Raw genomic sequence first — 13624 nt, forward strand, 5'->3', positions numbered from 1 at the left:
GCGGTCTCGGCCGGACGATTTTTTTCTGCCGGCGTCAGTTGCTGGCCGGCTGAAACATGTAGGTGCCGTCCTCGTTGAAGAACACCTCGTAGGTGATGTCGGTGGCATCGCCGGGCCCGACCTCCACGAAGAGCGTCAGGCCGAACTGGTCGATCTCGAAATTGTAGCCGGCGACCTTGAGTTTCCGGTCGTGGATTTCGGAGAGCTCGATCGTGGAGACGACGGCATCGTCGGAGACCTTCTGGACGAAGAAGCGGATGACGTCGGGCTCGGCCTCGCGCCGGATGATGGCCCGGTAGCGACCCTCTGCCTCGTCCTTCTTCCATTCGCCGAAGATCCGCATATGGGTGATCGCCGGATCGAGCGCGGCGATCGCGTCGGAGACGTTATCGGCGGCGGCAGGCGCCGACCACATGGCGGCGGCGAGGGCCGCACCGGTAGCGACGGCGGCAAAGCGGTTGACGGACATGGCATGGCCTCCCTGACGCTCGGACGGTCGTTGTCGTCCGAGACCTGACGACAAGATTACGCGATCCGTCGCCGGCGCGCATCACGGTTCGATGAACCGAAGGGCCGGCCTTGTCGTCGCCGGCATCAGCCGGTGGCGTTCAGTTGCTTCAGCGCTGCCGGCAGGTCGGCCGCGTCGGCATAGAGGTGCTCGAAGTCGGTCGGGTAGCGCTCCCGCACCATCCGCACCAGGGCGGGATCGGCATAGTAGTCGATGAGGTCGTCGCGGCCCTGGCGCTTGACGTGGCGGGTCTGCAGCGGGCCGATCTCGAAGCCGATCTCCTCCCTCAGCCGCAGCTGCAGTTTCGGCCAGTCGTCCGGGTCCTCGCAGCGGCCGGTGAACTCAGGCAGGTAGCGGCCGCGATGGGAGAGGATGTCCATCTGGCTGCGGAAATGGTTGTCGGCCCGGTCATCGCCGGTCTCCGCGACCTTCTCGACGAAGGCGGCAAAGCTCATGCCGAGGGAAAAGCCGAGCCGGGCAAAGCTCGGCTGGATCTCGTCCTTGATGCGGATCTTGTTGTTGTAGCAGCTCACCACCCGGTCGTACGGATTGCGGACATAGGTGAAGACGAAGCAGTCCGCATGGCGTGCAACGACGCTTTGCGCGCCGAGAAGGTCGGTGCCGTGGGCCCGTCCGTCGAGCCAGAAGAGGTCGTTGTTGGGACCAAGGCTGCCCTCGCGGCGGTCGCGCTTCCAGTCGAGATGTTCGGCAAGGGTGTATTTGATGGAGGAATTGGCGGCCTTCGGCACCCGGGCATAGACCAGCTTCTTTTCCGGCAGGACAATGAAGTGCCGTTCGCGGATCGGCGTCAGAACGAGCCGGATGGAGCGGGAAAGGGCGTTGAACAGCATGTCAGTCCTTGGGTAAGGGCCGGTCCGTTTGTCAGGCGCCGCCGGGCGCGCCGGCATCGGGGTAGAACAGGCGGAAGTCGTCGGCGTAGCGCTGGCGCACCAGGGCGACGGTTTCGTTCGACCGGTAATAGCCGGCAAGGTCGTCGGCGCCGCCGCGCCGGTAGTTGCGCTTTTCCAGCCGGCCGAGGCGGATGCCGCAATGGGCGGCAAGCGCGGCGTCGAGGTCGTGCCAGTCGTCGGCGAGGTTTTCGAAGCGCCCGATGAAGCCCGGCACGATGTCGCCGTCATGGGCCAGCATCGCGGCCTGGGACTGGAAATGGATGTCGGCGTGGCCGTCGTCGATGGTCGCGACCTTGGCGGCGAACGCATCGAAGGACATGTCCTTGTCGAAACCGAGGCGGGCAAAGCTCGCCGGCAGTTCCTTCGAGACGACGATCTTGTTGTTGTAGCAGCTCACCAGCCGGTCGAACGGATTGCGGGTGAAGGTGAAGATCAGATAGCCGGCAAGCCGGGCGGCCTCGGCCGGCGTCATCATCGATGTGCGGCCGTTGGTGCACTCGGCCCAGAACTGGTCTCGGGTCGGCTTCACCGGCCCGTCCGGGTCATGGGAGACATGGCGGGCGAGCGCGGCCTTGATCGAGGAATTGGCGGCCTTGGGGACCCGGCCAAAGGCGATCTTCAGGTCCGGGATGACGACGAAATGCTCCGCCTTGGCGGCCGGCGGCGGGCCGCGGAAGCGTTCGCGCAGATTGCCGAAAAAGGATGCCAAGGACGTCGCTCCGGAACATGCGGCGGATTGGATCGCCAAGATGCTGGCTGATGGGCGCCGCCGGTTTAGCCGAAACGGGGAAAAAGCGAAAGCGCGGAAAGGCGTTGCGCCGATATCGACGTCAGATGTCGAGGTCGGTCGCGAATTCGGCGTTTTCCTGGATGAAGCGGAACCGGGCCTCGGGCTTGGTGCCCATCAGCCGGTCGACCGTCGAGCGCGTCAGGCCGTCGTCGTCCTCGACGATGTCGACGCGCAGGACCGTGCGCTTGTCGGGGGCCATGGTGGTTTCCTTGAGCTGCGCCGGCAGCATCTCGCCGAGACCCTTGAAGCGGCCGATATCGACCTTGCCGCGGCCGTTGAACTCGCTGGCGAGCAGTTCGTCCTTGTGGGCGTCGTCGCGGGCATAGAGTGTCTTGCCGCCCTGGGAGAGCCGGTAGAGCGGCGGCACGGCGAGAAAGAGGTGGCCCTCGCGGATGAGGTCGGGGATCTCGCGATAGAAGAAGGTGATCAGCAGCGAGGCGATGTGGGCGCCGTCGACGTCGGCGTCCGTCATGATGATGACCTTCTCGTAGCGCAGGTCGGTCTCGCGGTACTGGCCTCTGGTGCCGCAGCCGAGCGCCTGAACGAGGTCGGCGAGCTGCTGGTTCTGGGCCAGCTTCTCGCGGCCGGCGCTGGCGACGTTGAGGATCTTGCCGCGCAAGGGGAGCACGGCCTGGGTGGCGCGGTTGCGCGCCTGCTTGGCGGAGCCGCCGGCCGAGTCGCCCTCCACGATGAAGATCTCGCTGCCCGCGGCCTGGCCGCTGGAGCAGTCGGCAAGCTTGCCCGGAAGCCTGAGCTTGCGCACCGCGGACTTGCGGTTGACTTCCTTTTCCTGGCGCCGCTTCAGCCGCTCCTCGGCCCGGTCGACGACCCATTCCAGGAGCCGGTTGGCCTGGTTCGGCGAGGCGGCGAGCCAGTGGTCGAAGGCGTCGCGGACGGCGTTTTCCACGATCCTGCTCGCTTCCGTCGTCGCCAGCCGGTCCTTGGTCTGGCCGACGAATTCCGGCTCGCGGATGAAGACGGAGAGCATGGCGCCGGCCGAGGTCAGGACGTCGTCGCCGGTGACGATGCCGCCCTTCTTGTTGCCGACAAGCTCGGCATAGGCCCTCAGCCCCTTCAGGAGCGCGTTCCGGAGCCCGGTCTCGTGGGTGCCGCCCTCCGGCGTCGGGATGGTGTTGCAGTAGGACCGCGTGAAGCCGTCGCCGGCGAACCAGGCGGCGGCCCATTCCACCGAGCCGTGGCCGCCGGGACGTTCGGTCTTGCCGGCGAAGATGTCGTCGACGACCTTGCGCTCGCCATTGAGGCTCTCGGCGAGAAAGTCCTTGAGGCCGCCGGGAAAATGGAAGGTGGCGGCGGCCGGCGGCGCATTGGCGCCTTCCAGCCAGTTTTGCGCGCACGACCAGCGGATTTCGACGCCGCCGAAGAGATAGGCCTTGGAGCGGGCCATGCGGAAGAGGGTGGCCGGCTGGAACTTGCAGTTGGCGCCGAAGATCTCCGTGTCGGGCACGAAGCGCACGCGGGTGCCGCGCCGATTCATGACCTCGCCGAGTTCTTCCAGGCCGCCGACCGGCACGCCGCGGGAAAAGCTCTGGCGATAGAGCCGTCGGCCGCGGGCGACCTCGACCTCGAGCTGTTCCGACAGGGCGTTGACGACGGAAACGCCGACACCGTGCAGGCCGCCGGAGGTCTCGTAGACCTTTGAATCGAATTTGCCGCCGGCATGGAGCGTCGTCATGATCACTTCCAGGGCCGACTTATCGGTGAATTTCGGGTGCGGGTCGACCGGGATGCCACGGCCGTTGTCGCTGACCGTCAGCGCGCCTTCGGCATCGAGCTCGACCTCGATCCAGCTCGCATGGCCGGCCACCGCCTCGTCCATGGAGTTGTCGATGACCTCGGCAAAGAGGTGGTGCATCGCCTTGGAGTCGGTGCCGCCGATATACATGCCGGGCCGCCGGCGCACCGGTTCCAGGCCTTCCAGGACCTCGATGTCGGCGGCGGAATAGCCGGCCTCGCTGCCATCGCCAATACCCCGCGCGGCGGCGCGCGCGACAGGCTTCTTCGGCGCGGGCGTTGCCGCGGCCTGCTTGCGCTTGGCCGGGCGGTTCTGCGCCTTCAGGTCGGCGACGCTCTCCTCGAGCTTGGCGAAAAGGTCTTCGGATTTGGCCATTTCTAGCGGAACTTCCAGGGCGTTGCGGGGAATTTCGCGGGCAAGCGAATCGGATCGCATTCTGGCATGACGGAAAAGTAAAGGCGAGATCGGCGTTCGCGGCTTGTTCCGGACGAAATCCGCTGGCGGCGCAGAAGATGTCGGACGCTGGCCAACGGCCATGGCCAATCGCTGGCAAAACTGGTTTCTTGGGTAGCGTCCTTTGCAATCGCACCGATGGAGGTTTTCGTGGCTGCAACGCCCCCGCCGCCGGAACTCGGAATTCCCGCTCCGGACTTCACGCTGCCCGGTGTCGACGGCAAGACCCATTCGCTCAGCGAGCTGAAGGGCGAGAAGGGGACCGTCGTCGTCTTCATCTGCAATCACTGCCCCTACGTCAAGGCGATCACCGGACGGCTGGTGAAGGCCGCGGACGACATGGCCGCCTTCGGCGTTCGCCTCATCGCCATCAATTCCAACGACACGGTGAGCTATCCGGAAGACTCCTTCGACAAGATGAAGGACTTTGCCGCCGCATCCGGCTTCACCTTTCCCTATCTCCAGGACGAGAGCCAGGAGGTGGCGCGGGCCTATGACGCCGTCTGCACGCCGGATTTCTTCGGCTTTGACGCCGGCCTGACCCTGCGCTATCGCGGCCGGCTCGACGAGGGACGAAAGGATCCGCCGCCGGCCGATGCCGACCGCGAGCTGGTCGAGGCCATGAAGATGGTCGCCGAGACCGGCGAGGGGCCGGAGATCCAGATCCCCTCCATGGGCTGCTCGATCAAGTGGAAAGAGTCCGCCTGATCCTAGCCATCGCCGGACGGGTCCGCCCGTCCGGCCCGCCATTCCGAAGGGCCACGGCCCGCCGCTCCCCCGACATTTCCCAAAACGCTTTGAGAGGTTGCCGTGACCACCGCTTCCTTCGTTCTCACCACCTTCTGCCAGAGCCGTCCCGGCATCGTTGCCGCCCTGTCGACGGCGATCTTCGAAATGGGCTGCAACATCGACGATCTGCAGCAGTTCGACGATCACGAGACGGACCAGTTCTTCGCCCGCATCGCGTTTGCCGCGGTGGACGGGGACATCACCAAGGAGGCGGTGCTCGCCCGGCTGCAGCCGGACATGGAACGCTTCGGCATGACCTGGAAGCTGCGCGATGCGGATGCGCGGCGCCGGGTGCTGCTGCTCGCCTCGAAATTCGACCACTGCCTCGCCGACCTGCTTTACCGGTGGCGTATCGGCGAATTGCCGATGGAGGTGGTCGGGGTGGTCTCCAACCACCCGCGGACGACCTATCCGAACCTGTCGTTCCGGGATACCGAGTTTCGGCACCTCCCGGTCACCAGGGACACCAAGGCGGAGCAGGAGGCGCAGCTCCTGAAGATCATCGAGGACGAGAAGATCGATCTCGTGGTGCTCGCCCGCTACATGCAGATCCTCTCCGACGACCTGTCCCGCAAGCTCCTCGGGCGTTGCATCAACATCCACCACTCGTTCCTGCCCGGCTTCAAGGGCGCCAAGCCCTACCACCAGGCCTATGTGCGGGGCGTCAAGCTGATCGGCGCGACGGCCCACTACGTCACAAGCGATCTCGACGAGGGGCCGATCATCGAACAGGACATCGAGCGCATCAGCCACCGCGACCGGCCGGAGGAACTGGTCCGCAAGGGCCGCGACATCGAGCGCCGGGTGCTGGCGCGGGCCGTGCGCAGTCATCTGGAAGACCGGGTGCTGCTCAACGGCATGCGGACGATCGTGTTTCCGGATTGAGCACCGCGCTCTGCCGTTGAGGCTCTTGCGCTGCCATGCCCACCCCCTCGGCGTCACCACCGTGCTCGACACGGTGGTCCATGATGCTTTGCGACTTGCTGATGCCTAAGTAATTGAAATCGAACGCCTCATGGATTGCCGGGTCAAGCCCGGCAATGACGCAGGAGAGGGGTGAGACGGGAGAGTGAAAAACCCGCGTCTCCGATAGCTGTCGTCTACTCCGCTGCGTCGCTGACGCCTTTGCCACGGCGATGGGAGTCGCCGTCTGCTGCCGCCGGAGCGGGCGGGACGGCCGGGCGGGCCGTCTCCTCGTCATTGGCGGCCGCTGCCGGGGCGCCGGCCGTGGCCATAGCCGGCTCCATCGAGCGTCCGCCGAACCAGCGCCCGAACGCTTCGGACCAGACGAACGGGACGGCGAGCATCGTCGGGATGACGACCAGCGTCAGCAGGGTGGAGAAGGCAAGGCCGGCAATGACCGCCGTCGACAACTGCACCCACCAGACCGCGGTGATCGAGCCGACCGAGACGACCCGGTTGATGAAGTCGAAATTGGTCTGGGTCGCCATCGGGATCAGGCCGGCAATCGTCGTGATCGTGGTCAGGAGGATCGGCCGCAGGCGCTGGGCCGCCGTCTTCAGGATCGCCTCGATCGGATCGATGTCGTGGTCTTCCCGGAACCGGTTGTAGGTGTCGATGAGGACGATGGCGTTGTTGACGACGATGCCGGCCAGCGCGACGACGCCGGTGCCCGTCATGATGACGGAGAATTTCTGACCGGTGACGAGCATGCCGAGGATGACGCCGAAGCCGGACATGATGACCGTCGAGAGGGTCAGGAAGGTCTGGTAGAACGAGTTGAACTGCGTCACCAGGATGATGAACATCAGGAACAGCGAGGCGAACATCGCCTTTTGCAGGAAGGCCTGGGATTCCTTCTGGTCCTCGTCGGCGCCGCGGAACCGGAAGCGGACGTCCTCCGGCCACGCTTGCGTCTTCAGCCATTGATCCAGCTCGGCGACCTTCTGCTCCTTGGTGAAGCCCTGTTCGGTGATCGCATTGGCGCGCACGGACATGGCGTAGAGCCCGTCCTTGCGGGTGATGGAGGAAACCTTCTGCTGCGGCTTGCGGGTGACGAAGTTCGAGATCGGCACCATGCCGTTCGGCGTCAGCAGGCGGAGCTGGTCGAAGCGGTCGAGCGTGCGCTGGTACTCGGGCAGGCGGGCGCGGATGTCGACCTCGTCCTCGGAGTCGTCCGGCCGGTACTTGCCGATGAGGATGCCGTTGGTGACGAGCTGCACCATGGCGCCGACCGAGGCGATGCCGGCGTTGAAGCGGCCGGCCTGTTCGCGGTCGATGGTGAGCTGCCATTCGATGCCGGGCAGCGGGCGGTCGTCCTCGATGTCGCGCAGGCCGTCCATCTCCTGGAAGTGGGCGTGGACGCGGCCGGCCATGCGTTCGACCTCCTCGTATGACGGGGAGGTGATCTGCAACTGGACGTCCTTGCCGGAGGGCGGGCCGCCCTCGACCTTGCGGATTTCCACCTTGATGCCGGGGAAGGACCCGGTGCGCTCGCGGATTTCCTTGAAGATCTCCTTGGCCTTGCGGCGGCAGCAATAGTCGGCGAGCTCGATCTGGATTTCGCCGATGGTGTCCTTCGGCTTGTCCTGGACGCCGCCGAGGATCTGGCCGGTGCTCTCGCCGCCGGAGGTGTAGGCGGCGGTCACCGCGCTCTTGATGCCGTGGACCTGAAGGATCTGGTTCTCCACCGTGCCGACGAGATCGCTCGCCTCAAGGGCCGACAGGTTGCCGCGGCCGGCAACGAGGATGACGGCGATCTCCGGCTCCTCGTCGACGAAGAACTCCACGCCGTTGTTGTGCTGCATGAAGGTCATCAGGATCATCCCGCAGATGGCGACGGCGGCGACGACGACGGCGATGTTGCCTATGGGGTGTGCGACCAGCGGGGCGAGGAACCTCAGATAGGCGCCGGTCGGGCCGGCGACGTTCTCCGGGTGGAAATGGCCCGGGCCGGAGAGCTTGCGGGCGGCTTCCGCGTCGCGCTCGGCGCGCTCGGCCGCGTGCTTGCGGGCCGACACGATCACCGGCCGCAGCACCGGGAACAGCAGGGCAGTGAAGAGCGTGCCGACGACGACCGTGGCGACAATGGCGGCCGTTTCCATGTTGGCGGCGAGGAGGTCGATCACCGGACCGGCGGCGCCGGGCGCGGTGAGCGCCCCGCCGGAGAGGGCGGCGACGAGCGCCGGCACCAGTCCCAGGAACAGCGCCGCGGCAAGGCCGTAGCCGATGAGGGCCGGGACGATGATATGGGCCTTGCGGCCGACCCATGCGGAAACCCGGGCCAGCACGGCGCCGGTCGCCGGCAGGAAGATCATCGCCGTGACCAGCGCCGCGGAGAGCACGATCACCACCATGATCGGCAGATAGCTCATGAACTCGCCGACGACCCCGGGCCACAACAGAAGCGGCAGGAAGGCGGCCAGCGTCGTGCCGGTGGAGGCCATGATCGGCCACAGCATCAGCTTGGCGGCGCGCACATAGGCCTCGTCCGGGTGCATGCCCTCGTGGATCTTGCGGTCGGCGTATTCGACGATGACGATGGCGCCGTCGACCAGCATGCCGACGGTCAAAACGAGGCCGAACATGACCATCATGTTCACGGTCATGCCGATGGCGCCCAACATCAGGAAGCCGACCATGAAGGAGGTCGGGATGGCGATGCCGACGAGCAGCGAGGAGCGCAGGCCGAGGGCAGCCACGACCAGCGCCATGACCAGGAAGATCGCGGTCATGATCGAGGACTGCAGCGACTGCAGGATCTCGTTGGTGCTCTTGGACTTGTCGAGCAGGTAGTGGACCTTGATGGTGTCCGGCCAGTTCTTCGTATAGGCGGCGACGACGCGGCGGACCTCGGCGTTGTTCTCGATGACGTTGGTGCCGAGGCGCTTGACGACCTCAAGGTTGATCGCCCGCTCGCCATTGACCCGCGTGATGCGCGAGGCGTCCTTGAAGGTGCGGCGGATTTCGGCGACGTCGCCGAGGGTGACGACGCCTTCGCCGTTCTGCTTGATCGGCAGCTCGTAAACGTCCTGGCGGGTTTCAAGCAGGCCCGGAACCTTGACGTTGAACCGGCCCTTGCCGGTGTCGAGGAAGCCGGCGGGAACGAGTTGGTTGTTGCGCGACAGGGAGTCCAGCAACTCCTGCTGGGTGACCTGGTAGGACTCCAGCTTCATGGTGTCGATGACGACTTCCAGAAGCTCTTCGCGGTGGCCGGAAAGGTTCGCCTCCAGCACCGAGGGGATCGATTCGATCTGGTCCTTCAGCTTCCTCGCATGGCGATAGAGGGTGCGCTCCGGGGCGCTGCCGGAGAGCGCCACGATGATCGTCGGCACGAGGCTGAAATTGGTTTCCGTGACGGTCGGCTCCTCGGCCTCGGCGGGAATTTCCGCCTTGGCCTGGTCGACCTTGTCGCGGACGTCGGCGAGTGCCTCGTCCTTGTCGAAATCGATGTTGAATTCCAGGATGATGCCGGCATGGCCTTCCGAGGCGATCGCGGTGATCTCCTTCAGGCCGTCCATGCCGCGCAGCGCCGTCTCCATCGGCCGCACCAGCAGCCGTTCGGCGTCCTCGGGCGAAATGCCCTGCTGGACGACCGAGACGTAGAAGATCGGCACGTCGATGTCGGGATCGGATTCCTTGGGGATGTTGATGTAAGTGAAGACGCCGGCCACGACCATGACCACCATCATGGTCAGCACCGTTCGCGGCCGCTGCAGGATCGTCTCAAGGGGCGATGCCATCGTTACTTCGCCTCCGCCGTCTCGAACACCGGCTCGACCGTGGCGCCGGCCCGGACGTAGTCCTGGCCGACGGTGATGACGGGGACCGTCTCCGGCAGGCCGCCGACCCAGACGCCCTCGTTGCCGGAGCCGAGGATGCGGACCGGCACGAAGGCGACCGTGTTGCCGTCCTCGATCACCCGGACGCCGACCGAACCGTCGTCGGCAAGGGTCAGGATCGAGGGCGAGATCAGGTGGGCGCGGGTCGGCGCAAGCTGCACCTCGGCCAGCGCCGTGACGCCATCGCGCAGGGCGCCGTCGTCGTTCGCCATCTCGATATCGACGCGGAAGGTGCGGGTCTTCTCATCCGCCGCCGGTGCGATGTAGCGGATGGTGCCGGCGATCTCCTCGCCGGTGACGAGCGAGACCCTGGCCGGCATGCCGGTCTTCAGGGCGCCGACGTCGCGCTCGGAGACCTGGCCGGTCATCAGCATGGGATCGGCGTCCAGAATGGTCGCGCAGGTGCCGCCGATGGCCAGCATGTCACCGATCTCGGCATAGGGTTCGTGGATGACGCCGGCAATCGGCGCGCGGATGGTGGTGCGCTCGATTTCCAGCTTCGCCTCGGCGACGGCGGCCTTGGCGGCATCGAGGGCGGCCCTTGCGGCGCGCAGCGTGGTGCGGGCCGAATAGCCCTTCTTGCTGAGGGTGTCGGAGGCGGTGTGGCTGAGTTCGGCCTGGGCAAGCTGCGCCTCGGCCTGCAGCAGGCGGGCCTCGCGGGTACCGTTTTCCAGCTTGCACAGCACATCGCCGACGGCAACGCGCTGGCCTTCGGTGACGGGGCGCTCCTCGACCTGGCCGGAGGTTTCGGCGCGAACCTCGACACGCAGGTCAGCGCGCGTGCGCCCGCGTATCTCCAGCGTCACCTGGCGGTCGGCGGCATGGATCTCGGTGACCCCGACCCGGAACGGCTTTTCGGCGGCCTCGGCGTTGCGTTCGGCGGGGGAGGCGGCCTGCTCGCCGCTGTCGCTGACGCCGCCGATGACGACATTGCCGGTGTACATCCAGGCGGCGACGCCGCCGATGATGGCGATGGCGAGAATGTGGGAAGAGCGAATTCCAGACGGCATGGTTCCAGTCCTTGGAAGGTGTCGCCTATTCGGCTGCGTTGGCGTTCGTGTTCGAAAGGCGGCTGCCTGCCAGCTTTTCCAGGTCGGCGCGGGTCTCGCGCAGATTGGCGAGGGCCTGGGCCTTGCAGGTGACGCCGTATTGGGCGGTCCAGATGGCGGCCTCGTCGTCGAGTTCCGCCACCACGTGTCGGAGCTGCTCCACCTCTTCCTCGATGGCCTGGATCCGCGCCTCGATCGCCCCGGTGACGACGTGTTGCGGCAGGCTCTTGGCGCACATGGCGATGAGCAGGAATTCGGAGCGGAAGATGTCGCGCCCCGGCGGCTCCGACAGTGCCTCGACGAGGGCGGCCTGGCCGGCATCGGTGATCGCGTAGATCTTGCGCGGCGGCTTGCCCGGCTGGATCTCCTGGCGTGAGGTGACGAGCCCGTCCGCCTCGAGCCGGGCGAGGGCAGGATAGATCGAACCGAAGCTGGCATCGACGAAATAGCTGAACTTGCCGTCCACCGACTGCTTCTTGATCTCGTATCCGGTCGACTCGCCGAAGGAGAGGATGGCAAGGCAAAGCGTTCTGACGTTCATGTCGGTATCCCGCGCTCGGGCAAATATCGGGTTTCGGGCAGCCGCCAGACCTCACGGCCGGCAAGGGCGCGACGGTCGCCCCGATCAACACCCCGTTCATGGCAGATATATGTTCGTTCGATATATTTCAATCAAACATGTATCGGTTCGATATATGGACGACGCACGGTGGCGCGAATTTGAGCGGCCGGGGCTGGCAGATCGGCAAGCTGCCGGACGGCGCGGAAAGCGGGTGCGCAATGGACGGAGGGAGGAAAACCGGAAATTAGGGCTCGACGTCCTTCAATGAAACGCTAATATTTGAAGAGATCTAATAAGCGGCCGCTATTTGCGCCATCAGAAGGACGCTCCGATGATCTCCAAGGCTTTGAAGACCAACCCGCTGTTCCGGCTCTTGTTCGCCAACGGTCTTGCCGGAATTGCCGCGGCCGCCATCCTGACGGCCGGTCTGCTCATCACCGATGTCGGCGGTCTCGGCCATCTCATCGCCAATTCGTCGAGCCCGGTACTGCCGGTGGCGCTGCTCTTTGCCAGCCTGTCCATCACCCTGGCGAGCGTCGCCATGGGCGTTGCCGTGATGCGGCTTCCGACCGACGACGGCCCGGACTCCGGGCACCGCAAGCGCCTGCCGCCGCTTTTCCCCCAAAAGACCCCGCAGCGCGCCTACGCCACGGTGCGGCCGCGCCGGCGCTGATCCCTTTGCGCCATTCCGGTAAGGTTCGGCAAACCCTGATTCCTGCCGGGCTTGCGGGGCTCCGTTCGAACGACTAATGCTTGCTCACCCTTGGGCGCCGGGCCCGCCGATGCGAGTCGTTGCCGGTGCGGCTCCGTCCGAACGGAAGGGCAGGTGCGGCATGACGATTCGATCAGAGGGCGCGGCATTGCACGGTCGCCGCAGGTGGCCGTCGTCCGGCATTGCAGTGCTGCTGACGGGCGTCGTCGTCGCGGCGATGCTGCTGGCGCGGCCGGCCCTTGCCGCCGAAGTCACCCTGAAAATCCACCACTTCCTGCCGGCCGATGCGGCCGTGCCGTCCGAGTTCATCGGTCCCTGGGCCAGGAAGGTCGAGGCCGCCTCCAATGGGCGCATCGCTTTTGCGATCCATCCCGATATGGAGCTCGGCGGCCATCCGCCGGCGCTGCTCGACCAGCTTGCCGACGGCACGGCGGACATCGTCTATGCCGTGCCGAGCTATTCCCCCGGACGGTTTCCGCGCACCGAGGCGCTGGAAATGCCGTTCCTGCCGGCGAGCGCGGAAGTGACCTCGCGGGCGGCCTGGGACTTCTTTAAGGCCCATCTCGGCGAGGAATATGCGGACTACAAGATCATCGCCATCAACGTGCACGGCCCCGGGCGCATCCACGTCAAGGGCAAGGGCGTTTCCAGCCTGGAAGACCTTGAGGGGCTGAAGCTGCGCGGCCCGACCGGCATGGTCAACGCGCTGATGGTCAAGCTCGGCGCGATCGCCGTCGGCATGCCGGTCTCCGATGTCATGCCGGCCCTGGAAAAGGGCCTAGTGGAGGGGACGCTCGCCCCCTGGGAGATCATCGGGACACTCGGCATCATCGACGCCGTCGATGCCCATACCGAATTCAGCGGCGAGCGCGGCCTCTATACGGTGCCGCTGGTCTTCGCCATGCGCCGGGAGCGCTTCGAAGCACTGCCGAAGGACCTGCAGGCTGTGATCGAGGCCAATTCCGGAGCCGATGTCTCGGCTGACATCGGCCGGATCATGGACGAGGCGGACCGACGGGCGAAAAGTCGCGCCCAGGACCGGGGCGACACCTTCATCACCCTCAACGCGGCGGAGACCAACCGCTGGAAAGCGGCGGCTGCGTCCGTGGTTACCGCCTGGGAGAAGGACATGGCGGCGCGCGGCATCGACGGTGCGGCGCTGACCAAGGCCGCCCGCGACCTCGTCGCGAAATACGCCGGAACACATTCCGATTAGGAAAAACAGCCCGTTATGTTTTAGGCTGCGGCCCAGTCAGGCCGCGCCGACGATCATTGTCGGGATCGGGCGCGGTACC

Annotated in this window: 11 protein-coding genes; 4 read left to right on the top strand and 7 right to left on the bottom strand. The window is 66.0% G+C overall.

Annotation, left to right across the window (positions count from 1 at the left end):
• Nucleotides 1-34: 34 nt before the first annotated feature.
• From CH339_RS03845 to parE, 4 genes are all read right to left on the bottom strand, one after another.
• A complete protein-coding gene (locus CH339_RS03845) occupies nucleotides 35-469 on the bottom strand; it encodes a hypothetical protein (RefSeq protein ID WP_111432966.1) in 435 nt (144 codons plus the stop codon).
• A gap of 125 nt (nucleotides 470-594) precedes the next feature.
• Complete coding sequence (locus tag CH339_RS03850) at nucleotides 595-1359, bottom strand: sulfotransferase family 2 domain-containing protein (protein ID WP_170138393.1); 765 nt, start codon at nucleotides 1357-1359, stop codon at nucleotides 595-597.
• Nucleotides 1360-1390: 31 nt separating this feature from the next.
• Entirely contained in the window at nucleotides 1391-2128 is a 738-nt protein-coding gene (locus tag CH339_RS03855) for a sulfotransferase family protein (RefSeq protein ID WP_170138394.1), read from the bottom strand.
• Nucleotides 2129-2249: 121 nt separating this feature from the next.
• A complete protein-coding gene (gene parE / locus CH339_RS03860) occupies nucleotides 2250-4337 on the bottom strand; it encodes a DNA topoisomerase IV subunit B (protein ID WP_111432969.1) in 2088 nt (695 codons plus the stop codon).
• A 228-nt stretch (nucleotides 4338-4565) separates the two neighbouring features.
• Between parE and CH339_RS03865 the strand changes: the two genes are divergently transcribed.
• Together CH339_RS03865 and purU are read left to right on the top strand one after the other, a co-directional pair.
• Nucleotides 4566-5123 (top strand): thioredoxin family protein, encoded by a 558-nt coding sequence (locus CH339_RS03865; protein ID WP_111433058.1) that lies wholly within the window; start codon nucleotides 4566-4568, stop codon nucleotides 5121-5123.
• A gap of 102 nt (nucleotides 5124-5225) precedes the next feature.
• On the top strand, nucleotides 5226-6089 hold the full coding sequence (gene purU, locus CH339_RS03870; protein ID WP_111432970.1) for a formyltetrahydrofolate deformylase: 864 nt from the start codon (nucleotides 5226-5228) through the stop codon (nucleotides 6087-6089).
• Nucleotides 6090-6304: 215 nt separating this feature from the next.
• Here purU and CH339_RS25080 read toward each other — a convergent pair whose 3' ends face one another.
• Genes CH339_RS25080 through CH339_RS03885 form a run of 3 tightly spaced genes read right to left on the bottom strand, consistent with a single transcriptional unit; the run spans nucleotide 6305 to nucleotide 11596 of the window.
• Nucleotides 6305-9907 (bottom strand): efflux RND transporter permease subunit, encoded by a 3603-nt coding sequence (locus tag CH339_RS25080; RefSeq protein WP_111432971.1) that lies wholly within the window; start codon nucleotides 9905-9907, stop codon nucleotides 6305-6307.
• Between the two features lie 2 nt (nucleotides 9908-9909).
• Nucleotides 9910-11016: an efflux RND transporter periplasmic adaptor subunit gene (locus CH339_RS03880; RefSeq protein WP_111432972.1), complete on the bottom strand. Its 1107-nt coding sequence runs from the start codon at nucleotides 11014-11016 to the stop codon at nucleotides 9910-9912.
• 25 nt (nucleotides 11017-11041) lie between these two features.
• The gene (locus tag CH339_RS03885) at nucleotides 11042-11596 is read right to left on the bottom strand and encodes a PadR family transcriptional regulator (protein ID WP_111432973.1); all 555 of its coding nucleotides are present in this window, start codon (nucleotides 11594-11596) and stop codon (nucleotides 11042-11044) included.
• A gap of 352 nt (nucleotides 11597-11948) precedes the next feature.
• Here CH339_RS03885 and CH339_RS03890 point away from each other — a divergent pair, with 352 nt between their 5' ends.
• Together CH339_RS03890 and CH339_RS03895 are read left to right on the top strand one after the other, a co-directional pair.
• Complete coding sequence (locus CH339_RS03890) at nucleotides 11949-12290, top strand: hypothetical protein (RefSeq protein ID WP_111432974.1); 342 nt, start codon at nucleotides 11949-11951, stop codon at nucleotides 12288-12290.
• A 160-nt stretch (nucleotides 12291-12450) separates the two neighbouring features.
• Nucleotides 12451-13545, top strand: coding sequence for a TRAP transporter substrate-binding protein (locus CH339_RS03895; RefSeq protein ID WP_170138395.1), 1095 nt, complete (start codon nucleotides 12451-12453; stop codon nucleotides 13543-13545).
• The last annotated feature ends 79 nt before the right edge of the window (nucleotides 13546-13624 follow it).

It is taken from the genome of Rhodobium orientis (assembly GCF_003258835.1).
GTDB lineage: Bacteria > Pseudomonadota > Alphaproteobacteria > Rhizobiales > Rhodobiaceae > Rhodobium > Rhodobium orientis.

Excerpts from the sequence above, each read along its gene's own strand:
- parE (WP_111432969.1), bottom strand. The coding sequence starts at position 4,337 with ATGGCCAAATCCGAAGACCTTTTCGCCAAGCTCGAGGAGAGCGTCGCC.
- CH339_RS03850 (WP_170138393.1), bottom strand. The coding sequence starts at position 1,359 with ATGCTGTTCAACGCCCTTTCCCGCTCCATCCGGCTCGTTCTGACGCCG.
- CH339_RS03890 (WP_111432974.1), top strand. The coding sequence starts at position 11,949 with ATGATCTCCAAGGCTTTGAAGACCAACCCGCTGTTCCGGCTCTTGTTC.
- CH339_RS03885 (WP_111432973.1), bottom strand. The coding sequence starts at position 11,596 with ATGAACGTCAGAACGCTTTGCCTTGCCATCCTCTCCTTCGGCGAGTCG.
- CH339_RS03880 (WP_111432972.1), bottom strand. The coding sequence starts at position 11,016 with ATGCCGTCTGGAATTCGCTCTTCCCACATTCTCGCCATCGCCATCATC.
- CH339_RS25080 (WP_111432971.1), bottom strand. The coding sequence starts at position 9,907 with ATGGCATCGCCCCTTGAGACGATCCTGCAGCGGCCGCGAACGGTGCTG.
- CH339_RS03895 (WP_170138395.1), top strand. The coding sequence starts at position 12,451 with ATGACGATTCGATCAGAGGGCGCGGCATTGCACGGTCGCCGCAGGTGG.
- CH339_RS03845 (WP_111432966.1), bottom strand. The coding sequence starts at position 469 with ATGTCCGTCAACCGCTTTGCCGCCGTCGCTACCGGTGCGGCCCTCGCC.